This is a genomic window from Streptomyces sp. NPDC058678 (genome assembly GCF_042714835.1).
Taxonomy (GTDB): domain Bacteria; phylum Actinomycetota; class Actinomycetes; order Streptomycetales; family Streptomycetaceae; genus Streptomyces.
In genome coordinates this window covers 234,409-256,807 of sequence record NZ_JBHXSG010000002.1, presented here as the reverse complement: position 1 = coordinate 256,807, position 22,399 = coordinate 234,409, and the positions used below count along the sequence as shown (strand labels likewise).

Here is a 22,399-nt window from a genome sequence, read left to right as displayed (position 1 = left end):
CCGCCGTACGGGGGCGAATGGTTGTTTCGGGGGCGATGCGGGGTTAATGGGGGAGAGGGGTCGGGGGGCATATCGGGGCGAAGGGTGTGGGAATCGGGCGTGTCGGCCGGGGTGCCGGCACGGGTGTTAACCCCGGCACAGTCGGGGGTGGGGGGTGCGCTTAGTCGGGGGGCGGGGCGTGGCGTAGGCCGGTCGACCGGTTGGCCGACGCTGTGGCTGAGGGGGGTGGGGTGCGCAGCCCGGCCCGCGGCGGGGTGCCGCCCGCGCCCACCCGTGCCGCACTGGCGGCACGATTGCCCGGGGGTCAGCGGCCCGGGTTGCTTGTGGAGTGACGCGTCGGCAGGGTGTGCGTTCAGCGTCGGAGCAGTACCCGGCGCGTGGCTCGGGCCAGCCGTACCGTCGGGCGGTGCGAGCGCGGGGCCGGTCCCGACCGTTCCAGCCACCACTCCCGCAGGGCCCGCCGTGCCGCCGTGTCCTCCGGGCGCCCGGCGAGCAGCAGGTGCTCGGCGAAGTCCAGGGCGTCACGGCGGTAGCCGCCGGTCATGGGGTGGCCGGGGGCGTAGGCGAGGAAGGCGGAACGGTAGGCCGTGCCGAGGATCTCGGGGAGCTCGGGGGCGACCTTGGCCACGACGTCCGCCCGCTTTCCGGCGAGGGCCCGGGCCTGTACGCCCAGCCGTACCCGGTCGAAGCCTTCCGGTACGGGGGTCCCCGCGACCAGCGCGGACAGCAGTGCCGTCTGGGCGAGGGCGAGGCGCTGGCGGGTGAGGTCGTCGGCGGCCGGGGCCTGCGCGGACAGGGCGCGGGCGGAGGGCGTCCGGGCGGGCGCGGACTGCGCGCCGCCCTTCTCCAGGGCCTCCCGTATGGCCCCCAACTCGCCCTCCAGCTCCGCCGGTTCGGGGAAGTTCTCGTCCCGCTCCAGGAGAACCCCGGGCGGGGACACCCGGGACGCGAGGTCGGTCAGGATGTCCAGGACCGGACGCGGGACGGGGTGGGCGTGGCTGTCGTGCCAGACGCCGTCACGTTCGAAGCCGCCGGCGACATGGACGTACGCGATGGCCTCCAGAGGCAGCTCGGCGAGCGCCTCGGCCGGGTCCTCGCCGCGGTTGACGTGGTTGGTGTGCAGGTTCGCCACGTCGATCAGCAGGCGTACGCCGGTACGGTCGGCCAGTTCGTACAGGAACTGTCCCTCGGTCATCTCCTCGCCGGGCCACGAGATGAGCGCGGCGATGTTCTCGACGGCGAGCGGCACCGGCAGCGCGTCCTGGGCGATACGGACGTTCTCGCACAGGACGTCGAGGGCGTCCCGGGTGCGCGGCACGGGCAGCAGGTGGCCGGCCTCCAGGCGAGGGGACGCCGTCAGCGGCCCGCCCGCCCGGACGAACGCGATGTGCTCGGTGACCAGGGGCGAGCCCAGTGCCTGGGCGCGCTCGGCGAGGGCCGTCAGCCGGCCCTCGTCGGGGCGGTCCGCGCCGCCGAGGCCGAGCGAGACGCCGTGCGGGATCACCGTGACCCCGCGCTCGCGCAGCCGCAGCAGTGAGTCGGGGAGGTGCCCGGGGCACACGTTCTCGGCCACGAACTCGACCCAGTCGATGCCGGGCATGCGCTCCACGGCGTCCGCGATCTCGGGCCGCCAACCGATGCCCGTTCCCAGTCGCTTCATGGTCCCCTCCTCGGCTTCCTCCGGCTCCGCGGTGCCGCCCCTCGGGCGTGACGGGGGTATGGCCCCGCCACACGGACCCGAACCCCTTCGCACGCTCCTTCAGAGCAACATTTGAGGTTCGGGACCGGCCTCGGCCATGCGTCCCGGCACACGAACGCACCGGACGCGGCACACGAAACGCACCGGACGCGAGCACACGCCGGCCTCCGGAACCAACCCCGCACGGGGTCCCGGAGGCCGCCTCGTTGCCGTAAGCGAGGGGGTCAGTGCCGCAGGGCGCCGACGCGGTCGTGTCCCTCGACCGCGACCGTCAGCCCGGGCGCGATCTCGGTGAACCCCGCGTCCCGCACCAACGGCAGCCCGCTCGTGGTCAGTTCGACCCAGCGGCCGGGGTCCGCGGTCCGCACGGCCAGCGGGAAACCCGCGTCGCGCCATCCCGCCCGCTCCTCCTCCGACAGCTCCCACCAGGCGAGTTGGGCACCGTGTCCGGCCTGTGCCATCGCCTTGCCCGCCGACATGTCCAGGTCCGGGTTCATCCACAGCACGGGTGCTCCCGCGTCCGCCGCCACCGGGGGTTCCGGGTCGTCGAGATCGGTGCCGGAGACCTGGAGCCGGGCGAGGTCCTTGGGCCAGCCGTCCAACGGCACGGGAGGGAAGACCCGCACCTCCGCGGTCCTGCCGGTGACGGTGACACCGGGCAGTGCCTCGGCACGTCGCCACTCGGCTCCCCGGGCCCGTCGCACGACCTTGCGGATCCGGGCGTCCTGCCATGAGCGGATCGCCTGCGCCCATTCCCCGTCCCCGAGGGACCGCTCGTCGCCGAGCATGACGAGCACGGCGCGGGCGGCGGTCTCCAGAGCGTCGGTTCGCGCCGGAGGGGCGCCTCGCTCGATACGGACGACGAGCGGCAGCACGTACTGCTGCGCGCTGTCGCGGGTGCCGGGCTCGGACCGGAAGGGGTTCTCGTTTTCGGACGTCGACTCGTTGCTCACCCGTACAGTCTGCCAACCCGGACGGGGGAACCTACGCTGGGCGTATGACCGAGGACTACTGCACGATCCGCGAGGCCACGGCGCCGCCGAAGGCGGACGGGCCGCCGTACGCGGAGTGCGTGCTGTGCCAGAAGCCCACGGAGTACGCGGAGTCGTACAAGGGGATCACCTTGTGCCCGGTGTGCGAGTGGCAGGAGGCCGAGCGGACCGCCTGCTCGGGGTGAGCGCCGCGTCCCCGATCAGCTCGGACACCTTCACGAACCGGTACCCCCGCTTCCGCAGCTCGGGCACGACCGCACGCACGGCCCGCTCGGTCGTCGGGGCCGCGCTGCGCGTGCAGTGCATGACGACGACCGACCCCGGCCGCACCCCCTCGAGCACCTGCCGGGCCACGGCGTCCGCGTCGGTGGCGAACGCGTCCCCGCTGACCACGTCCCACTGCACGGCCGTGATGCCGACCGGCGTCAGCGCCTTCAGGGCCCGCCGGTCGTAGCACCCGCCGGGAAAGCGGAAGTACGGCATGGGGTCCGGCACCCCGGCCCTGCGGAACGCGGCGTACGCGCGCTCCACGTCCGCGCGCATCCGGTTCTCGGAGACGGTCGGCAGCCCGTAGCAGTCGTCGGTGAAGGCGTAGTGGCTGTACGAGTGGTTGGCGACCTCGAAGAGCGGGTCCCGGCCGATGGAGCGGGCCTGGACGGGGTACTCCTCGGCCCACCTGCCCGTCATGAACACCGTGGCCGGCACGTCCAGCGCGCGCAGCGTCGAGATCAGCCGCGGATTGTCGAACCGCTCGCCCGCCGCCGCCCGGGGCCCCTGCCCGGCCGTCATGTCGGCGTCGAAGGTGAGCGCGACGGTCTTGTCCGAGGTGCGGCGCGGACCGTTCTCGAACACGGGGGTCAGACCGGCCGGGCCGGGGGCCAGCGTCGGGGGCCGGGAGGGAGCGGCCGAGGGGGCCGCCGAGGGGGCGGGGCCGGGGGCCTCGGACACCTGCGGGGTGCCGCAGGCGGAGAGGGCGGCGCCCAGGGCACAGACGGCGGTGACGCGTCGTACGAGAGTGATCACCGTACGAAAGTATGGTGATCACTCTTCTTTGGGCGTCAGCGGCGCTGGCGTGTCACCCGCACAGCGCCCCGCCCGGAGTCCCGGTCAGATGTCACGCTGCTCCAACGGCCGCGTCGCCGGTCCCTGGACCACCTTGCCGTCCGTGTCGAAGCGCGAGCCGTGGCAGGGGCACTCCCACGCGCGTTCGGCGGCGTTGAACGCGACGAGGCAGCCCATGTGGGTGCAGCGCGGGGAGACGGCGTGCAGATGACCGCCCTCGTCCCGGTACACCGCCAGCCGGCCGCCGTCGGTGCGGACGACCGCGCCCTCGCCGGGCGGCAGCGCCTCGACCGGCGGCTGGGGCCGCAGCCGGTCACCGACGAAGTGGCGGGCGACCTGCGCCTGGTGCTTCAGGAACGACGGGGCCTCGCGGACGGTCGAACGCAGTCGGCGCGGGTCGTACAGCTCGCCCCATGCGCACTCCTGGCCGGTGATCAGTGCAGTGAGGAGGCGGCCCGCCATGATCCCGCCGCTCATGCCCCAGCCGCCGAAACCGGTGGCGACGTAGGTGTGGTGCGCACCGGGGTGCATCGGGCCGACGAGCGGGACCGTGTCCGTGGGGTCGTTGTCCTGGGTGGCCCAGGCATGCGTGAGGGTGACGTCGGGGAAGTGGCCGGCGGCCCAGTCGGCCAGGTGCTGGAAGCGGGCGCGGGTGTCACCGGTGCCGGGCTTGAAGTGTTCCCCGGTGACGACGAGCAGCCGGTCCTCGCCGTGCGGCGCCGTACGGACCGACCGCGTGCCCTCGTCCGGCGTGATGTACATGCCGTCCGGATCCCGGTCGGCGCGCATGGTCCCGGCGACGACCAGCTCGCGGCGCGGGGAGAGCCGGGTGAACAGCAGGGCACGGTCGAAGACCGGGTAGTGGGTGGCGACCACGACGTCCCGGGCCCTCACCCGTGCCCCCGTGTCGGTGTTCAGCCGGCACGGCTCGCCCTCCTCCAGGCCTACGACCGTCGTGTGCTCGTACACCTGACCGCCTCGGGCGACCAGGTCGTCGGCGAGGGCCAGCAGGTACTTGCGGGGGTGGAACTGCGCCTGCCCGGTGACCTTCACCGCGCCCGCCACGGGGAACGGCAGCCCGGTCTCCGTCACGAACGACGCCGGCAGCCCGGCCTCCCGCGCGGCCTCGGCCTCGGCCCGCAGTTCCTCGACGCGGGCCGTGTCGCAGGCGTACGTGTACGCGCTCCGGCGTTCCCAGTCGCAGTCGACGCCGAGCTCGTCCGCGATCTCCGCGGCGCGCTCGATCGCCTCGGACTGCGAGCGGGCGTACAGCCGTGCCCCCTCGGGGCCGCGGGTGCGGCGCAGCTTGTCGTAGATCAGGGTGTGCAGGGCGGTGATCTTGGCGGTGGTGTGCCCGGTGACGCCGGCCGCCACCCGGTCGGCCTCCAGCAGCGCCACGCGCCGCCCGGCCCGTGCCAGCTCCCACGCCGTGCTCAGCCCGGCGATTCCGGCGCCGATCACGGCCACGTCGACGTCCAGGTCTCCCGCGAGTGCGGGGCGGTCCGGGCCCGGCGCGGTCTCAAGCCAGTACGAGCCGCTGACATGCGGGTTCTCGGTCATGCGGGCCGGGTACCCCGTCCGGCGCGGTTCACTGCGCGAGCAGCCGCCGACGGGTCTGCGCCACGTCGAAGTCGGCCTTCGGATACTGCGGGTCCAGCTCCCGAAGATGCTCCAGGAGCAGCCGGCCCACCGCCCAGTTCCGGTACCACTTGCGGTCCGACGGGATCACGTACCAGGGGGCGTACGGCGTCGAGCAGAGCTCCAGGGCCATCCCGTATGCCTCCTGGTACGCGGGCCACAGCGCGCGGTCGTCGATGTCCGACGGGTCGAACTTCCAGTGCTTGTCCGGCCGGTCCAGGCGTTGGAGCAGACGGCGCCGCTGCTCGTCGTGGGAGATGTGCAGGAAGCACTTGATCACCGTCACGCCGTCGTCGGCGAGGGACTTCTCGAACTGGTTGATCTCGTCGTAGCGGCGGTTGATCTCGTCGCGCGGGACGAGCTCGCGGACGCGGGCGATCAGGACGTCCTCGATGGGGGTCCCCCCGCGCGAGCGAAGTCGAGCGTGGGGGAGGGAGCGGTCGAAGATGCCCAGCTCACCGGGGTGCGGGAGGGCCTTCTTGATGCGCCACAGGAAGGGGTGTGCCCGCTCCTCGGGGGTGGGCGCCTGAAACGCCCGGACACGGCAGCCCGACGGGTTGCAGAAGCCGATGACGTGCTTGATCGTGCCGCCCTTGCCGCTGGTGTCCATGCCCTGCAGAACCAGCAGCACCCGTCGCCGGTCGCCCGCGGTGCTCGCCGCCCACAGGCGTTCCTGCAGGTCGGCGAGGTGTTCGCCCATTCGGGTGGTGGCCACTTGGCCCGCGGTCCTGTCCCCGGGGCCGAGAGGGACGGAACGGGTGTCGTAGGAGGACAGATCGACCCGCTCGCCGCCCGGCACGCGCAGCAGCTCACGGAGACCGGCCTTCTTTCCCTTGTGCGACTTCCGCCGGGAGTCCTTCTCGGCCACGGGGCACCCCTTCCGCTCCGGCTACCTACGCCACGGGCCCGTCACCGCGAACGTCGTCCCGGGTGTGTAGCAGTTGACGTACATCGTCTCGCCGTCCGGGGAGAAGGTCACTCCGGCGAACTCGCCCCATTCGGGTTCCTCGGGCGTGCCGATGTTCTGGCGGCCGCGGGCCATCGGGTAGACCTCGCCGCGTCGCGTGACGCCGTAGACGTGCTGGGCGCCGTTGCCGTCCTCGCAGACCATCAGGCCGCCGCTGGGGGCGAGACAGATGTTGTCCGGGGACTCGCCGGGGAGCTGGATGTCCGTGTCGGGACCGAAGACGATCACGAGGGTCAGGCGGCGCTCGGACGGGTCGTAGCGCCAGATCTGCCCGAAGTGGTCGGCCGCCGAACCGTCCGCGCTGCGCGCGAACGACGACACGAAGTACACCGACCGACCGCCCCAGTAACAGCCCTCCAGCTTCTGCGCGTGCGTGATGCCCTTCGGGCCGAAGTCCTGGAGCCGGATGGGGGTTTCGGCGGCGAGCGGATCCGGTACGTCCACCCACTCGACGCCGTCGAAGCAGGCGCCCGTCTCCTGGATGGAGGACAGGTCGGGTACGCCGGGCACGCGCATCGCCTGGAGCCGGCCGCCCGCGCGCAGCGAACCGAGGCCGCCCAGCGGCTTCTCGGGCAGGAAGCGGTAGAAGAGGCCGAACGGCTTGAGGAAGGCGTCCTCGGTCTCGTAGACGATGCCCCGCTTCGGGTCGACGGCGATCGCCTCGTGCTGGAAGCGGCCCATCGCGGTCAGCGGCACGGCGCCGGAGCGGAGCGGATCGGCGGGATGGACCTCGAAGATGAAGCCGTGGTCCTTGGTGTAGCCGTTGGTGCCCGCCTTGTCCTCGGTCTCCTCGCAGGTCAGCCAGGTGCCCCAGGGGGTCGGCCCGCCCGCGCAGTTGACGGCCGTGCCGGCGATCGCGACCCGCTCGGACAGCACCCTGTTGCGGGAGTCCAGGGTCAGGGCCGTACAGCCGCCCTTGCCGGCCGGGTCGTACGTCAGGCCCCTGACCGTCGGGACGGCGAGCGCGGCGGTGTTGCGGTTCTCGTGGTTGCGGACCAGATGGACCTGGCGGTGTCTGCCCGCGAAGGCCGACATTCCGTCGTGGTTGGAGGGGACCTTGCCCTCTCCGGAGCGCAGCGGGTCGCCCTCGCGGGACAGGACCTGGTAGCGGAAACCTTTCGGCAGGTCGAGCAGACCCTTCGGGTCGGGGACGAGCGGGCCGTAGCCGGTGTGGCCCAGGGACTGCGCGGCGGCGGTGCCCGTGAAGAGTTCGGAGAGGTTTCCGGCGAAGGCGATCGAGACGCCCAGGACGCCCGTACGGGCGAGCAACTGACGACGTGTCGTGGAAGTGGCAGCGGTCTCGGACATGGGGGGACGACCTTCCTGCTGGCGGACAGGAACCTGTGACCCCGCCGTGTCTATCACCAACCGACGGCCGCGGGAACCACGCGCGTAGAACGTGTCACGTCTCCGGCGGCCTCTGGATCGACTGCTCGGGCGGCGCCTGCTGTGCCCTTTCCAGGAAGCGCAGCAGCTCCACCGGGAACGGCAGCACCAGCGTCGAGTTCTTCTCGGCGGCGACCGCGACCACCGTCTGGAGCAGCCGCAGTTGCAGCGCGGCGGGCTGCTCCGACATCACCCCGGCGGCCTCGGCCAGCTTCTTCGACGCCTGGAGCTCGGCGTCCGCGTTGATGATCCGGGCCCGCCGCTCCCGGTCGGCCTCGGCCTGCCGGGCCATGGAGCGCTTCATGGTCTCGGGCAGCGAGACGTCCTTGATCTCGACCCGGTCGATGGTGACGCCCCACTCCACGGCCGGGCTGTCGATCATCAACTCCAGGCCCTGGTTGAGCTTTTCGCGGTTGGACAGCAGGTCGTCCAGGTCGCTCTTGCCGATGATGGACCGCAGCGAGGTCTGCGCCATCTGCGAGACCGCGAACCGGTAGTCCTCGACCCGGACGAGCGCGTGAGCGGCGTCGACCACCTTGAAGTAGACGACGGCGTCCACGCGTACCGTCACGTTGTCCCGGGTGATGCCCTCCTGGGCCGGCACCGGCAACGTGACGATCTGCATGTTCACCTTGTGCAGCCGGTCCACGAACGGGATCACCAGGGTGAAGCCCGGCGGCCGCACGTCTCCGGCGAGCCGCCCGAGCCGGAAGACCACCCCGCGCTCGTACTGCTTGACGACCCGCGCCGCCGTGGCGATGTAGACGACCCCCGCCGAACCGGCTGCGACGGCCGCCGTCAACAGTTCCTGGAGCATCCCGACCTCCTCGTCGAGAGGTCCTCTCTGTCTGCTCCTGCAACGATATGCCCGGTGCCTGGTCCGGGGCCATGGCCGGCCCCGGACCAGGCACCGGGCGTGCTTACGAGGCGGTGACCTTCACCGGCTCCGGCGTCGTCATCCGCACCGGTTCCGTGCCGACCGCGCTGTGCCGCTCGGCCCAGTTCTCCAGTGCCGTACGGCAGGCGTGGTCGAGGTGGTGCAGCCCGGACAGGTCCAGCTCGACCGGACGGTCCTGGGGCAGCGCCTCCAGACTGTCGAGGATCTTCGGCAGCCTGAGGAAGGTCGCGTTGCCCGACAGGTACGCCTGGACCGGCCCCGCGCCCTTGTCGATGACCTCCAGCTTGATGTGCGAGGCCTCCCAGGCGGTCTTGACGATCGCCAGCGCGAGACCGATGAGCACACCCTCGAACATGCTGACCGCGACGATCGACACGGCGGTGACGACCAGGATCAGTGCCTCGCCGCGGTGTTCGCGCCACAGCGACACGATCTGCCGGACGGGGATGAGCTTGGCGCCGGCGTGCACCAGGATGCCCGCCAGGGCCGGGATCGGGATGTAGGCGAGGACCGACGGCAGCAGCGCCGCGAACAGCAGCAGCCAGACGCCGTGCATGACGCGGGACGCCTTCGTCTTCGCACCGGCCTGCACGTTCGCCGCGCTGCGCACGATCACCGCGGTCATCGGCAGCGCGCCGAGCACACCGCAGATCGCGTTGCCGGTGCCCTGCGCCACCAGTTCCTTGTCGTACTCGGTGCGCGGACCGTCGTGCAGCCGGTCCACGGCCGCCGCGCTGAACAGCGACTCGGCGGACGCGATCAGGGTGAACGCGACGATCGTGGAGATCAGGCCGACGCTCGCGAGGCCGCCGAAGGCGTCCATCGACGGCGGCTGGATGGACCCCAGCAGCCCCTTCACCTCGACGGTGGCGACCGGCAGCGAGAACACCAGGGCGGCGAGGGTCGCGAGGCCGACGGCGGCGAGCGGTCCGGGGACCGTGCGCAGCTGCTTCGGCATCCGCTTCCACAGCACGAGCACGGCGATGGTGCCCGCGCCGAGGCCGAGCGAGGCCAGCGCCGCGGTGCTCTGGACGGCGTCGGCGAGGGCGCCGGGCAGTCCGGCTATCTTGCCGAGGCCGGAGGCCGGGGCCTTGGCGTTGGTGACGGAGTACAGCTGTCCGGCGATCAGGACGAGCCCGATGCCGGCCAGCATGCCCTCGACCACGGAGACCGAGATGGCCCGGAAGTAGCGCCCCAGCTTCAGGGCGCCCATGAGGATCTGGAGCAGACCGGTCGCGAGGACGATGACCCCGAGCCCGGGAAGGCCGTACTCCTGGACGGCCTCGAAGACCAGCACCGTCAGACCGGCGGCCGGTCCGGAGACCTGGAGGCTGCTGCCCCGCATCAGGCCGGTGACGATGCCGCCGACGATGCCGGTGACAAGCCCCAGCTCGGCCGGGACCCCGGAGGCGACGGCCACGCCGACGCACAGCGGGAGGGCGACGAGGAAGACGACGAGGGAGGCGGCGAAGTCCTGCCGCAGATGAGGGAACCTGCTTCGCTGTTCCATGGCGGGCCTCACAGCGCCCGGAAGGCGTCGGAGGACGCGTCGTGGGTCAGGACGCACCCGGTGTGCACCTCGTAGTACCAGGCGTGCAGCGACAGTTCACCGTCCGTCAGCTTCTTGTCGATGAACGGGTACGAGCGCAGCCGCAGTACCTGCGTCAGGACGTGACTCTGCACGCCCTCGGCCACGGTCGGATCCTCGGCCGCGCCCGCGGGGCGCGGGGCGGCGTGTGTGAGCCAGTCGCGCACGGCCGGTACGGCGGTCAGGTCGTCGCCGCGGACCAGGGCGCCGACGGCGCCGCAGTGCGAGTGCCCGCAGACCACGATGTCGGTGACGCCGAGCACCTCCACCGCGTACTCGATGGTGGCCGCCTCGCTGGTGGGGTGCTCGGAGGCGTACGGCGGGACGATGTTGCCCGCGGTGCGCAGCTCGAAGAGCTCACCGGGGCGGGCGCCCGTGATCAGTGCCGGGACGACCCGGGAATCGGAGCAGGTGATGAACAGGACCTGCGGAGACTGGCCTTCGGCCAGCCTGGCGAACTCCTCAGGGCGCTGTCCGAACGTGCGGGCGTTGTCGATGAGGGGCTGCATGTGTGGTGACTCCTCCTGGCGCGCCGGGGCGCGTCGGGCTTACATGACAGATGTGGGGGGGGAGAGAGAACCGCTCCGCTGTCAGCAGCGGAAGACCTGAAGTGCGGCCGGGGAATGGGCTGTCGAGGATCTCGACAGCCGGAAGGCACCGGGTACGACAGATGTGCGTACGGCCGCCGGATCCTGAGCCAGTAGCGGGCGTTCAGGCCCCGCGGGGGCGAAGTCGACGGCGCGGTGCCGGTCACGGCTGCGCAGGGGACCGGTCGGGTCCCCGGCGGGGTCGCACTGCCGGTGTGTGGCGGACTCGTCGCGCAGCGCCTTGCCGTAGGGCTTGGTTCCGAGCTGAGCTTTGGCCTCTGCATGACGGATCGTGTGCGCGGATGCGAAGGATGCGGTGGGAGCGAAGAACTGGAGGGCGAGCAGGACGGCGGCGAGCATCGCCACCATGTTCCGTACCGTCGTACCTCGGAACATGCGCCCCCCTCCAGGTAGTTCACATCTCTAGTCCGTACCAACGGTTGGTCAATGACTGGTCAAGAAACACATTAACCCTGCAAAGTTGTTTGCAGGGTTAACTTATCGTTTCGACCTGAAGAGAGGCTGAAGCCTGCGGGGTGGTTGGCGTGAACCGACTCTTGATCTTGATGAGTTGGTGGGCTAGAGCAGGCTCTAGGCGGGCTCGACCAGGCTTTTGGCGTCCCGGGCCAGCGCGGTGAGGCGGGAGATCGCCCGGAAGTACTTCTTGCGGTAGCCCCCGTTCAGCATCTCCTCGCTGAACAGCCGGTCGAAGGGCAGCCCCGAGGCCAGGACCGGGACTTCGCGGTCGTAGAGCCGGTCGGCGAGCACGACGAGCCTGAGGGCCGTCGACTGGTCGGGAACCGGCCGGACGTCGGTGAGGCAGACCGCCTTCAGGTCGTCGGTCAGGGCGCCGTAGCGACTGGGGTGGACGCGGGCGAGATGGGCCAGGAGTTGCGGGAAGCCGTCGAGCGAGGCGCCCGGTGTGCGGTGCGCGGCCCGGGTGACCTGCTCGTCGGTGAACGGCGCCGGTGCCTCGGGCAGACCGCGGTGGCGGTAGTCCTCGCCGTCGATGCGCAGGGATCGGAAGTGCGCGGACAGGCCCTGGATCTCGCGAAAGAAGTCGGCCGAGGCGAACCGGCCCTCGCCGAGCTTGCCCGGCAGGGTGTTGGAGGTGGCGGCGAGGGCGACGCCCGCGTCCACGAGTTTGCCGAGCAGGGTGGAGACGAGGACGGTGTCGCCCGGATCGTCCAGCTCGAACTCGTCGATGCACAGCAGGCGGTGACCGGAAAGGGTCTGGACCGTCTTCTGGAAGCCGAGGGCGCCGACCAGGTTCGTCAGCTCCACGAAGGTGCCGAACGCCTTGAGCTCCGGCTCGGCCGGGGTGGCGTGCCAGAGGGAGGCGAGCAGGTGCGTCTTGCCGACGCCGTAGCCGCCGTCGAGGTAGACGCCACGGGGGCCGGACGGGGTCTGCGGGGCCTTGCTCCTCCCGAAGCCCAAGAAGCCGCGCCGCACCTTGCCGGCACCGGAGGCGTGCGCCCCGCCGAGCCCGGCGGCGAAGCCCTCGAGGACCCGCACGGCCTCGGTCTGGCTGGGCTGGTTCGGGTCCGGGATGTACGTCCCGAAACGCACCGAGTCGAACCGCGGCGGCGGCACCATCTCGGCGACCAGCCGGTCCGCGGGGACATGAGGCTCACGGTCACACAGGGACAGCGGGGCGGCGTCGGCTATGGGGCCGAATCCGGACGCGGCGGGGGAGGTAGGCACGGTCACCCATGCTAGGGCCTGTCAGACGGGTCCGGACGGACCGGGGTGGACGGTGCCGAGGTGGCTGGGGCGGGCGGGGGCGTGCCGGACCTCGCGACTCGGGGCGGGTCCCGCCTGGCTGGTCCGGGCGGGCAGGGCCGGGCAGGATCCGGGGCCCGTGCCAGACTGCAAGGCATGCGACGCCTGTTCCCTGTGACCGACGAAACAGTGGCCCGGACCCCGGGTGAGGCTCCTGGTGGGGAGGGGGTGGGGGGTGTTCCTGAGGGCTCTGGGGGTGAGGGCGCCGGTGGAGTCGGACGCGCTCACCTCGTGGACCGGGAGTGGAGCCTGGCCGAGCTGGCCGCCGCCTACGCGTATCCCGAGCTCGGGCCCGCGGGCGCGGCCGGGGCCGGGTCCGGTGGGCCGGGGGCCTGGCTGCGGGCCAACATGGTCTCCACGCTCGACGGGGCCGGCCATCACGACGGACGGTCGCAGCCCATTTCCGGCGCCGGCGACATGCGGATCTTCGGCACCCTGCGGGCCCTCGCGGACGTGGTGATCGCCGGCGCGGAAACGGTACGCCAGGAGGGGTACCGGCCCGCACGCGCGCGTGACGAGTTCGCTGAGATGCGGGAGGCGGCCGGGCAGGCACCCGTCCCCGCGATCGCGGTGGTCAGCGCGAGCCTGAACCTGGACTTCACCCTTCCGCTGTTCACCTCGCCCCTGGTGCCCACCCTGATCCTCACGGGCGCCGCGGCGGCCCCGGACCGGATCGCGGCGGCCCAGAAGGCGGGTGCCCGGGTGGTCTTCGCCGGTGACGGCGTCGGAGTCGAGCCCGCCCGTGCCGTGCGGGCCCTCGCGGAGCTCGGTCACACCCGGCTGCTCACGGAGGGCGGCCCGCGGCTGCTCGGCCAGTTGGTGGCCGCCGGGGTGCTCGACGAGCTCTGTCTGACCGTGGCCCCGATGCTCACCGCGGGGGACGCGCAGCGCATCGCCGGCGGGCCGGCGGTGGCGGTCCCGCAGCGGTTCGCGCTGGTGTCCCTGCTGGAGGAGGAGGGTTTCCTCTTCAGCCGCTACCGGCGGTCCTGAGCCCGGCCGCTCCGGAAACGGGTTCGACCGGAACCGCTGGTTCCGACATCGGTGGAATATCCCGTTCCGTTTAGCTTTCGAAGGGCACACTGAAACGGGCAGTACCCGTGCGATCTCGGGGCAGGATGGTTTCCGCAGGGCCTGCACGGCCCACGGAGGAGAGAGGGCGCTCGGCCCTCCAAGGAGAAGGGGCGCCTGGTGTTCACAAGCGTTTTGATGATCGAGAAGGCCCTCACGTCCGCCGACGTGGAGTTCGTCACCACCCTGCACGGCGACGAGACGGTCGCCTTCCACGTCCTGCTGCAGCCGCGCGGCGACCAGGCGGACCGGCTGCTGAGGGCCATCGACGACGTCGCGCTCGGCGAGCTCGACGAGGCCGCCCGGGAGCGGGAGGTGCCGGAGGGCGACGAGGCGAGGGGGTTCGGGGAGCAGGCCCTCGACGTGTCACTGCGGGCCCTGAGGGCGGCCGGCAGCGAGGCGGAGGGCCGGCTGATCGTGAACCATCCGCTGGACGCGCTCAAGTCGCTGGTCGGCGAGATCGACGCGGACGAGGTGATCGTGCTGACCGATCCCCACTACGTGGAGGAGTTCTTCCACCGGGACTGGGCCTCGCGGGCGCGGCACAAGGTGGGGGTACCAGTGCTCAAGCTGTTCTCGCACAGCAAGGCCTGACGTCCCGCCCGGGGCCCATGGCGGGTGCCATAAAGTTTGCGGTACCTGAATGTTCGCCGCACCACCCCAGGAGACACGCATGGCACCCGGCCTTCCCCCCGCCATGGACCGACCGCACTTCATCGGCATCGGCGGCGCCGGAATGTCGGGGATCGCCAAGATCCTCGCGCAGCGCGGGGCGAAGGTGGCGGGCAGTGACGCCAAGGAGTCCGCGACCGCCGAGGCGCTGCGCGCACTGGGCGCGAGCGTGCACATCGGGCACGCGGCGGAGCACCTGGCCGACGACGCGACCTGTGTCGTCGTCTCGTCGGCGATCCGGGCCGACAACCCGGAGCTGGCCCGGGCGGCCGAGCTGGGCATTCCGGTCGTCCACCGTTCGGACGCCCTGGCCCGGCTGATGGACGGTCTGCGTCCGATCGCGGTCGCGGGCACACACGGCAAGACCACGACCACGTCGATGCTGGCCGTGTCGCTGAGCGAGCTGGGCCTGCAGCCGTCGTACGCGATCGGCGGCGACCTGGACGCGCCCGGCTCCAACGCCCTGCACGGCGGCGGCGAGATCTTCGTGGCCGAGGCGGACGAGTCGGACCGCAGCTTCCACAAGTACGCGCCCGAGGTCGCCATCGTCCTGAACGTCGAGCTCGACCACCACGCCAACTACGCGTCCATGGAGGAGATCTACGAGTCCTTCGAGACGTTCGCGGGCAGGATCGTGCCTGGTGGCACGCTGGTGATCACGGCGGACCACGAGGGCGCGCGGGAGCTGACGCGGCGGCTGGCCGGGTCGGCGCGGACGGTGACGTACGGCGAGTCCGAGGACGCCGACGTACGCGTGCTGTCCGTGACGGCGCAGGGGCTGAAGAGCGAGGTCAGCGTCCTCCTGGACGGCGAGGAGCTCACCTTCACGGTCTCCGTCCCCGGCCGTCACTACGCGCACAACGCGGTGGCCGCGCTCGCGGCGGGCGTGGCGCTGGGTGTCCCGGCCGCCGAGCTGGCCGCGGCGCTGGCCGCGTACACCGGTGTGAAGCGACGCCTGCAGCTGAAGGGCGAGGCGGCGGGCGTCCAGGTCATCGACTCCTACGCCCATCACCCGACGGAGATGACGGCGGACCTGGAGGCGATGCGCGCGGCGGCCGGTGACGCCCGCATCCTGGTCGTCTTCCAGCCCCACCTCTTCTCCCGGACGCAGGAGCTCGGCAAGGAGATGGGCCAGTCGCTGTCCCTGGCCGACGCGTCGGTGGTCCTGGACATCTACCCGGCCCGTGAGGACCCGATCCCGGGCATCACGAGCGAGCTGATCATCGAGGCGGCGCGGGCCGCGGGCGCGGACGTGACGCCGGTCCAGGACAAGGGCACGGTGCCGGAGGTCGTCGCGGGAATGGCGAAGCCCGGTGATCTCGTTCTCACCATGGGCGCGGGTGACGTGACGGACCTCGGCCCGCGGATCCTGGACCGTCTCGCACAGAAGTAGAGGGGTTGGCCGACATGTCGTACGACGTCGAGAAGCCGGACGAGCAGTGGCGCGCGGAGCTGACCCCGTCGGAGTACGCCGTGCTGCGGCAGGCCGGTACGGAGCCGGCCTTCGTCGGTGAGTACACCGACACCAAGACCGAGGGTGTCTACTCCTGCCGGGCCTGCGGCGCCGAACTCTTCACCTCCACCACGAAGTTCGAGTCGCACTGCGGCTGGCCGAGCTTCTACGACCCGCGCGACTCGGACGCGGTGGAGCTCGTCCAGGACCGGTCCCACGGGATGGTGCGGACCGAGGTGCGGTGTGCGCGGTGCGGCTCGCATCTCGGGCACGTGTTCGAGGGGGAGGGCTACCCGACCCCCACCGACCAGCGGTACTGCATCAACTCGATCTCGCTGCGGCTGACCCCCGAGGGGGAGTGACCTGACGGTCAGCGCGGCGCTGCCGTGCTGCTCCTGACGACCAGACTCGTCGGGACGAGGTCGGTTCCGGCCTCCGGGTCGCCGTGCGTGCGGATCTGGCGGAGGACGCCCTGCACGCAGCGGCGGCCCACCTCGGCGAAGTCCTGGTGGACGGTGGTGAGGGGCGGGACGAAGAACGCCGCGTCGGGGATGTCGTCGAAGCCGACGACGCTGACGTCCTCGGGGACGGAGCGGCCGCGTTCGTGGAAGGCGCGCAGCAGACCCAGGGCCATCTGGTCGTTGGCGGCGAACACCGCGGTGCAGTCGGGTTCTTCGGCGAGCACGAGACCGGCCGTGTAGCCGGACTCGGCCGTCCAGTCGCCGTGCAGGGGCGGCGGCACCGGGCGCCCGGCCTCCTCCAGGACGGTGCGCCAGGCCTGGCTCCGGCGCTGGCCCGCGAACGAGGTCTCGGGGCCCGTCACATGCCATACGGTCCGATGACCCAGCTCCAGCAGGTGCCGCACGGCTTTCCGCGCGCCGTCGGCCTGGTCCGTGTCGACCACGCCGTAGCGGTCCCCGGCGTCCGAGTCCACGACCACGACATGGACGCCGGGCGGGAGTTGGACGGTGGCGGCGTCGAGCAGATGGATCTCCATGATGACGACGACGGCGTCGACGGCCAGCTCGCCCATGCGCGTGAAGGCGCCCAGCACGTTGTCCTGGGTCGGCACGTCGATGGGTATCAGGGTGATCGCGTAGCCCTCCGCCGCGGCGTGTGTGGCGATCGCCTCCACGGTACGGCTGTTGCCCGTCGAGGACAGGCTGAAGAGGATCACGCCGATGGTGTTGAACTGGCCGTAGCGCAGGGCGCGTGCGGCGCTGTTGGGCCGGTAGCCCAGCTCGCGCATCGCGGCGAGCACCTGCTCCCGGGTCGAGGGGATCACTCCGGGATGGCCGTTGGAGACCCGCGAGACCGTCTGGGAGGAGACGCCCGCCAGCTTGGCGACATCGGCCATGGAGACGCGCTGCTTGCGGCGCCCGCCGGGCACGCCCGAGCCGCCCCGTTCCACCACTGGTGCCTCCTTCGACGCGGGTCCGCCTGTTGCCCGACGCATCGGATGTTACGTGTGGGAAACCTTGACGGCCGCTGGGGTGGATGTCACGATTCCGGCGCCGCCAAGTTTACGTAAACATCGCCCCGGGATCCCCCACCCCGAGAGTCGGCCCCCCATTGTTGCCGTGCATGTTTACGTAAACTTCTGTGATCCTGAAAGGGCACGTCGATGCGCAAGACCCCCACCAGAGCTCGCTTCACGCCCCGGCTGCGTACCGCCTTCGTCGCGGTCGCCATCGCCGCGATCAGCGGCACCACCCTCGCCGGAAGCCCCGCCTCCGCCGCCGCGCCGAAGACCGACACGACCCAGTTCAAGGGCGTGAACTGGGCCGACCCCCGCGACAACTTCGCCGACGACCCGGTCGTCCTGTCCGGTCTGTCGCTCTCCGACACGTACGCCCAGACCTACACCAAGGCGAGCCGGATCATCTCCGCGTTCCGCGCGAACCTCGGTGCCAACACCGTGCGGCTGCCCATCAACCCGTACACGGTCAACGGCTCCTACTGGAAGTCGTATCGCGGAGTCATCGACGCGGCGTCGGACAAGGGCTTCAAGGTCATCGTCTCCTACTGGGAGGGCACGGGCGCCCAGAAGGACGGCTTCATCGACGACGAGGCCACCTACTGGCCCATGTGGAACACCGTCGTCAAGGCCTACAAGAACGACAGCCGCGTCTACTTCGAGCCGATGAACGAGCCGCACGGCTACACCGATACAGAGTGGGCCGACATAGCCGCGAAGTGGCTGTCGACCTACCCGTCGGTCCCTCGCAACCGGGTCTTCGTCAGCGGCGCCGGCTACAACGACCACGTCACCTCGGTGTGCGCCGACCCGCGCCTGAAGGGCACCTACCTGTCGCTGCACCACTACGGGTTCTGGAAGGACTACGCGACCTACGACCAGTGGGTGGCCGACCTCAAGGTGCGCATCGGCGACTGCGCGAACCGGACCGTCGCGGACGAGTTCGGATCCCCGATGACCACCGGCCTGAACTACAACGTGCCGACTCCGGACAACAACTTCATCAACTACCTCCAGGCCGTCACCGACACCTTCCGCGAGCTCAAGATGGGCTCCGTCTACTGGCCGGGCCTGCGCACCGACGACACCTACTCGCTGCAGACCCTGACCGGCGACCCCGCCCGCCCCTGGCTGGCCACTACCAACCAGTCCGGCGCCGACCGCCTCGCCTGGGCCTGGGGCCGCGGCAAGCCGGTCCAGCAGCCCTGACCGGGCCGGACCCCGCTCTCGGTGACCCCCGCGACCCTGCCGCGGGGGTCACCTGCGGTTCATGGGAGTACGGCACGGTCCCCGTCGAGAAGATGGCCGCCGGCAGGACGCCACACTGCAGGAGCAACGGGCCGCTTCGCCGGCTCCCGGGTGCTTCACAGGACCTTGCGATGCACGAGCGCCGACAGGACGAGCGCGCCCGGGATCAGCGGCAGCCAGATCGTCACCACGCGATAGCCGATGACGGTCGCCGTGGCCAGGCTCAGGGGTGCTCCGAGTGCGGCCATGGCGAAGACCAGGGTCGCGTCCACGGGGCCGATGCCGCCCGGCGCGGGGACGGCCCCGGCGACCGCGCCGGCGGCGAGGAACGCCAGGGTGATCTGCGTCCAGGTCAGCGGCAGGCCGAGGGCGGCGCCGACCGAGGCGATCACGCCTGCCTGGAGGAGCGGGGCGGCGGCGGCCCCTCCCCAGAGGGCCAGGACGCGGGCGGGGCGGGTGTGGAGGAGCCTCGCGTCGGTCAGGGCGGTGCGGACGAAGGTCAGGGCGGGGCGACGCAGCTGGGGTACGGCCACCACGAGCAGGGCCGGGGCCGCGAGGCCGAGGGTCGCGGCCCCGGCGGCCAGCAGCAACGTTCCTTTGTCGGGGGCTAGCTGGTCCAACGGCAGCAGATCGGGGGAGGCCGCGAGGAAGGCGAGGAGGACCAGCGTCTTCGCGATCGGTCTGACCAGGGCGTAGAGGGCGAGGGAGGCGGCGGCCCGGGGGAGGGGGATGCCCCGGCCCAGCAGGAAACGCAGGGTGACCGCGTGGGCGCCGACGCTCGCCGGGAGCACGTGGTTCGCGGCGCCGGCGGCGAACTGCGACGCGAGCAGCAGCCCCGGCGGAAGCCGGTCGGGCAGGGCGCCCTGCCGTACGCACGCGGCGGCCACCCAGCCGAGGCAGGTGAAGAACACCGCCGCCAGCAGCCACCAGGGGTCGGCGGTGGCCAGTCGGGCGGCGCCGTCGTACACGGTGGGCCAGTCGAACGCCGCCCACGCCCCGATCAGCAGGAGCGGGAGCAGGCTCAGGGCCCTGGAGAAGAGGCGCGCGGCGGCGGGGGAGCGGCTGGGCGCGGGGCGCGTTCCGGGGGGACCGTCGAGCGGGAGCAGGGACACGGCGCACGTCGTCCTTCCGCTTCAGGCGCGGCGCGGTGCGGCGCGCGGCGTGACGGATCCGAGGCGAATGCAGGGGCGGGACAGCAGCAGAGCAGGACAGCAGCAGAGCGCGAGCACGTGGGGACCGCTGAGACGTTGCCGTTCGGTGTGTCGCCGTGGTGACCGGGAGCCGAGGGGCGTGGGCCTGCGGTCGTCGGAAGGGAGTTTGCCCAGTGGGTCCGGGTCTCAGTCCCGCACCTCGGGACGTTGAATCGATGAGCCGCACAACTGTTGACTTTTGGCTGAATGAGCCAGAGGATTTCCTGGGTGAGCCCCACCCAAGGCGTGACCCTCAGTACCGCTCTCCCCGCCGACCTGGACGAAGCGGCCCACCGCTGCCTGGTCGCCGGATTCGACGGCACCACGGCCGTCCCCGACACCCTGAAACGGCTTGTGGACCGCGGCCTCGGCGGGGTCATCCTGTTCACCCGCAACGTGCGTGACGCGGAGCAGGTGCGGCGGCTCACCGACACCCTGCGGGCCCTGCGCCCCGACGTCCTCGTGGGTATCGACAACGAGGGCGGCGGCATCGGTCACCTGGTGAGCGCCGGCGCCCCCGAGGTCCCCGGCTCCTTCGCCCTCGGTGTCGCCGACGACGTCGGGCTGACCGCCCGGTGCGCCGACGCGCTCGCCGGGCACCTGGCCACGCTCGGCATCACCGCCTCCTACGCGCCCGTCGCCGACGTCCAGCGCCTGCCGGACAACCCGATCGTGCGGACCCGCGCCTTCGGCACCGACCCGGAGCTGGTGTCCCGCCACACGGCGGCCTGGATCGCCGCCACCGAGGCGCGCGGCATCGCCTCCTGCGCCAAGCACTTCCCCGGGCACGGCGGCACGGTGACCGACAGCCACCACGACCTGGCCGTGGACCCGCGGCCGTGCGAGGAACTCGACCTCGCGCCCTTCCGGGCCGCCATCGCCGCCGGGGTGCCGATGCTGATGAGCGCGCATGTCGTCTTCCCGGAGCTGGACGCCAACCGCCCCGCCACCCTCAGCCGCCGCATCCTGGGCGACCTGCTCCGGCACGAACTCGCCTTCGAGGGCGTCCTGGTCAGCGACGCGCTGGAGATGAAGGCGATAGCCGACCGGTACGGCGAGGCGGCCGGGGCGCGGATCGCGCTCGCGGCGGGGGCGGACCAGGTCATCGTCGCCGTACCGGACCTGGAGGTCACGCTGGGCTGCCGGGACGCCGTGCTCGGAGCGCTGGGCGACGGGACCCTGGCGGAGGAACGGGTCGGGGAGGCCGCCGGGCGGGTGCGCCGGCTCGCCGAGCGGTACGCCGCTCCCGCGACCGCGGTCGCCGGGTGGGACACGGAGGCGGGGCTGGAGGCGGCACGCCGGGCCGTACGGAGCCGGAACGGGCCGGCGCCCGTGCGTGGCGCGCATGTCGTCGACCTGTTCCCGCCGCCGCATCCGGCGCTCAACTGGGGCGGCGAGGACCTGCTGACCGAGCTGCGCGCCGTCGACCCGACCGCCACGGGCACGTGCGTCACCGGGGAGCCCGCGGACCCGGCGGCCCTCGTCGACGGGATCGTGCGCCTGGCCCGAAACCTGCCCCTGGCCGTCGCCACCTGTGACGCCGGGCTGCACCCCTGGCAGGCGGCCCTGCGGGACGCCCTGCTGACCCGGCGGCCGGACGCGCTGCGCGTGGCCACCGGGCTGCCGGAGGGCGACGCCCTGTGCTCGTACGGGCGCGGGAAGGTGAACCTGCGGGCGGTCGCGGAGGCGCTGGCGGGGGTGTGAAGCCCGTGACAGCCGTACGAACCAGGACGATGTCCTCACCTGAGAACCATCCAGGACCATCACGAGGACATCGTCCAAGGCACGTCTAAGGGTTCCTTGCAGAATGATCTTCTTGTGGCACGGTGGAGAGGTATGTATTCCCGTGCTGCTTGGGGGTGACCATGGCACGGCGGAAGCCGTGGGAGGTCAGTGACGAGCTGTGGGCGGTGATCGAGCCGCTGCTGCCGAAGCATGAGCGGCGGTTCCGGCACCCGGGGCGCAAGCGGATCGATGACCGCAAGACACTGCAGGGTGTGCTGTTCGTCCTCTATACCGGAATCCAATGGGAGTACCTGCCGCAGGAGTTGGGGTTCGGTTCCGGTCCTACCTGCTGGCGTCGGCTGGCCGAATGGCAGCAGGCCGGGGTGTGGGAAGAACTCCAACGCGTGCTGCTCGACCGGCTGCGGGCGGCGGACCGCCTGGACTTCTCCCGCGTCACCGTTGACGCCTCGCACGTGCAAGCCAAGCGGGGGCGAAGCAGCCCAAAAGTCGGTCCGAGTCCGGTTGACCGTGCACGGCCGGGCTCGAAACACCACGTGCTGACCGACGCGCACGGCACCCCGCTGCGGGTGTCGCACACCGGCGGGCACCGCAACGACGTCACCCAGCTCCTGCCGCTGGTCGACGGCCTGCCGCCGGTACGGGGCAAGCGGGGCCGGCCCCGGCGCAAACCCCGCACCTTGTATGCAGACCGCGGCTACGACCACGACATCTACCGCCGCCGTCTGCGTGAGCGTGGCATCGTCCCGAAGATCGCCCGGCGCGGTCAGCCACACGGCTCTGGCCTGGGCCGTGTGCGATGGGTTGCCGAGTCCGCCATCGCCTGGCTCCACGGCCCCCGCCGCTTACGAACCCGCTGGGAAACCCGAGACGACATGCACGACGCGTTCCTCCAACTCGCCCACTGCATGACCCTCGCCCGCAAGGACCCAGCATTCTGAAAGGACCC

21 protein-coding genes are annotated in these 22,399 nt (G+C 71.7%); 8 read left to right on the top strand and 13 right to left on the bottom strand.

The features are described 5' to 3' along the window. Nucleotides 1-352 precede the first annotated feature (352 nt). Together ACFWWR_RS03860 and ACFWWR_RS03855 are read right to left on the bottom strand one after the other, a co-directional pair. The gene (locus tag ACFWWR_RS03860) at nucleotides 353-1,660 is read right to left on the bottom strand and encodes a DUF692 domain-containing protein (protein ID WP_384301790.1); all 1,308 of its coding nucleotides are present in this window, start codon (nucleotides 1,658-1,660) and stop codon (nucleotides 353-355) included. Between the two features lie 263 nt (nucleotides 1,661-1,923). Then, nucleotides 1,924-2,652 carry a peptidyl-tRNA hydrolase gene (locus ACFWWR_RS03855; protein ID WP_383857487.1) on the bottom strand — a complete coding sequence of 243 codons (729 nt, stop codon included), beginning with the start codon at nucleotides 2,650-2,652 and terminating at the stop codon, nucleotides 1,924-1,926. Nucleotides 2,653-2,696: 44 nt separating this feature from the next. On the opposite strand from ACFWWR_RS03855, the gene ACFWWR_RS03850 reads away from it, so the two are divergent. Next, nucleotides 2,697-2,876 carry a hypothetical protein gene (locus ACFWWR_RS03850; protein ID WP_383857484.1) on the top strand — a complete coding sequence of 60 codons (180 nt, stop codon included), beginning with the start codon at nucleotides 2,697-2,699 and terminating at the stop codon, nucleotides 2,874-2,876. On the opposite strand, the gene ACFWWR_RS03845 is transcribed toward ACFWWR_RS03850, so the two are convergent. The 9 genes from ACFWWR_RS03845 to zapE all read right to left on the bottom strand — a co-directional run bounded on the left by ACFWWR_RS03845 (nucleotide 2,818) and on the right by zapE (nucleotide 12,521). Further along, a complete protein-coding gene (locus ACFWWR_RS03845; protein ID WP_384301788.1) occupies nucleotides 2,818-3,714 on the bottom strand; it encodes a polysaccharide deacetylase family protein in 897 nt (298 codons plus the stop codon). The two genes, ACFWWR_RS03850 and ACFWWR_RS03845, sit on opposite strands and share 59 nt — an antisense overlap. An 84-nt stretch (nucleotides 3,715-3,798) precedes the next feature. Next, nucleotides 3,799-5,313 (bottom strand): FAD-dependent oxidoreductase, encoded by a 1,515-nt coding sequence (locus tag ACFWWR_RS03840; protein WP_383857478.1) that lies wholly within the window; start codon nucleotides 5,311-5,313, stop codon nucleotides 3,799-3,801. A gap of 28 nt (nucleotides 5,314-5,341) precedes the next feature. After that, entirely contained in the window at nucleotides 5,342-6,259 is a 918-nt protein-coding gene (locus ACFWWR_RS03835) for a PPK2 family polyphosphate kinase (protein ID WP_383857475.1), read from the bottom strand. Between the two features lie 21 nt (nucleotides 6,260-6,280). Next, nucleotides 6,281-7,666: a PhoX family protein gene (locus ACFWWR_RS03830; RefSeq protein ID WP_384301786.1), complete on the bottom strand. Its 1,386-nt coding sequence runs from the start codon at nucleotides 7,664-7,666 to the stop codon at nucleotides 6,281-6,283. A gap of 94 nt (nucleotides 7,667-7,760) precedes the next feature. Then, entirely contained in the window at nucleotides 7,761-8,561 is an 801-nt protein-coding gene (locus ACFWWR_RS03825; protein WP_384301784.1) for a slipin family protein, read from the bottom strand. 103 nt (nucleotides 8,562-8,664) lie between these two features. Continuing rightward, nucleotides 8,665-10,152 carry a SulP family inorganic anion transporter gene (locus ACFWWR_RS03820; protein WP_383857467.1) on the bottom strand — a complete coding sequence of 496 codons (1,488 nt, stop codon included), beginning with the start codon at nucleotides 10,150-10,152 and terminating at the stop codon, nucleotides 8,665-8,667. Nucleotides 10,153-10,160: 8 nt separating this feature from the next. Next, nucleotides 10,161-10,739, bottom strand: a complete 579-nt coding sequence (locus ACFWWR_RS03815; RefSeq protein WP_383857465.1) for a carbonic anhydrase — start codon at nucleotides 10,737-10,739, stop codon at nucleotides 10,161-10,163. Between the two features lie 81 nt (nucleotides 10,740-10,820). Continuing rightward, nucleotides 10,821-11,213, bottom strand: coding sequence for a hypothetical protein (locus ACFWWR_RS03810; protein WP_383857462.1), 393 nt, complete (start codon nucleotides 11,211-11,213; stop codon nucleotides 10,821-10,823). Nucleotides 11,214-11,408: 195 nt separating this feature from the next. Then, nucleotides 11,409-12,521 carry a cell division protein ZapE gene (gene zapE, locus ACFWWR_RS03805; protein WP_383857459.1) on the bottom strand — a complete coding sequence of 371 codons (1,113 nt, stop codon included), beginning with the start codon at nucleotides 12,519-12,521 and terminating at the stop codon, nucleotides 11,409-11,411. Nucleotides 12,522-12,695: 174 nt separating this feature from the next. Between zapE and ACFWWR_RS03800 the strand changes: the two genes are divergently transcribed. From ACFWWR_RS03800 to msrB, 4 genes are all read left to right on the top strand, one after another. Then, nucleotides 12,696-13,589: a pyrimidine reductase family protein gene (locus ACFWWR_RS03800; protein WP_384301782.1), complete on the top strand. Its 894-nt coding sequence runs from the start codon at nucleotides 12,696-12,698 to the stop codon at nucleotides 13,587-13,589. A 198-nt stretch (nucleotides 13,590-13,787) separates the two neighbouring features. Continuing rightward, complete coding sequence (locus ACFWWR_RS03795; RefSeq protein ID WP_383857454.1) at nucleotides 13,788-14,261, top strand: indole-3-glycerol phosphate synthase; 474 nt, start codon at nucleotides 13,788-13,790, stop codon at nucleotides 14,259-14,261. A gap of 79 nt (nucleotides 14,262-14,340) precedes the next feature. Further along, complete coding sequence (murC, locus tag ACFWWR_RS03790) at nucleotides 14,341-15,732, top strand: UDP-N-acetylmuramate--L-alanine ligase (RefSeq protein ID WP_384301780.1); 1,392 nt, start codon at nucleotides 14,341-14,343, stop codon at nucleotides 15,730-15,732. Nucleotides 15,733-15,746: 14 nt separating this feature from the next. Then, nucleotides 15,747-16,154 (top strand): peptide-methionine (R)-S-oxide reductase MsrB, encoded by a 408-nt coding sequence (gene msrB, locus ACFWWR_RS03785; protein WP_383857448.1) that lies wholly within the window; start codon nucleotides 15,747-15,749, stop codon nucleotides 16,152-16,154. Nucleotides 16,155-16,162: 8 nt separating this feature from the next. Here the strand turns inward: msrB and ACFWWR_RS03780 are convergent, their stop codons facing one another. Continuing rightward, on the bottom strand, nucleotides 16,163-17,206 hold the full coding sequence (locus ACFWWR_RS03780; protein ID WP_384301778.1) for a LacI family DNA-binding transcriptional regulator: 1,044 nt from the start codon (nucleotides 17,204-17,206) through the stop codon (nucleotides 16,163-16,165). A 210-nt stretch (nucleotides 17,207-17,416) separates the two neighbouring features. Here ACFWWR_RS03780 and ACFWWR_RS03775 point away from each other — a divergent pair, with 210 nt between their 5' ends. Then, a complete protein-coding gene (locus ACFWWR_RS03775) occupies nucleotides 17,417-18,478 on the top strand; it encodes a glycoside hydrolase family 5 protein (RefSeq protein ID WP_383857442.1) in 1,062 nt (353 codons plus the stop codon). 155 nt (nucleotides 18,479-18,633) lie between these two features. On the opposite strand, the gene ACFWWR_RS03770 is transcribed toward ACFWWR_RS03775, so the two are convergent. After that, entirely contained in the window at nucleotides 18,634-19,629 is a 996-nt protein-coding gene (locus ACFWWR_RS03770; protein WP_384301776.1) for a YbhN family protein, read from the bottom strand. Between the two features lie 306 nt (nucleotides 19,630-19,935). Between ACFWWR_RS03770 and ACFWWR_RS03765 the strand changes: the two genes are divergently transcribed. Both ACFWWR_RS03765 and ACFWWR_RS03760 read left to right on the top strand, forming a co-directional pair. Next, on the top strand, nucleotides 19,936-21,411 hold the full coding sequence (locus tag ACFWWR_RS03765) for a glycoside hydrolase family 3 N-terminal domain-containing protein (RefSeq protein ID WP_384301774.1): 1,476 nt from the start codon (nucleotides 19,936-19,938) through the stop codon (nucleotides 21,409-21,411). A 161-nt stretch (nucleotides 21,412-21,572) separates the two neighbouring features. Then, entirely contained in the window at nucleotides 21,573-22,391 is an 819-nt protein-coding gene (locus ACFWWR_RS03760; protein ID WP_384301771.1) for an IS5 family transposase, read from the top strand. Nucleotides 22,392-22,399 lie beyond the last annotated feature (8 nt).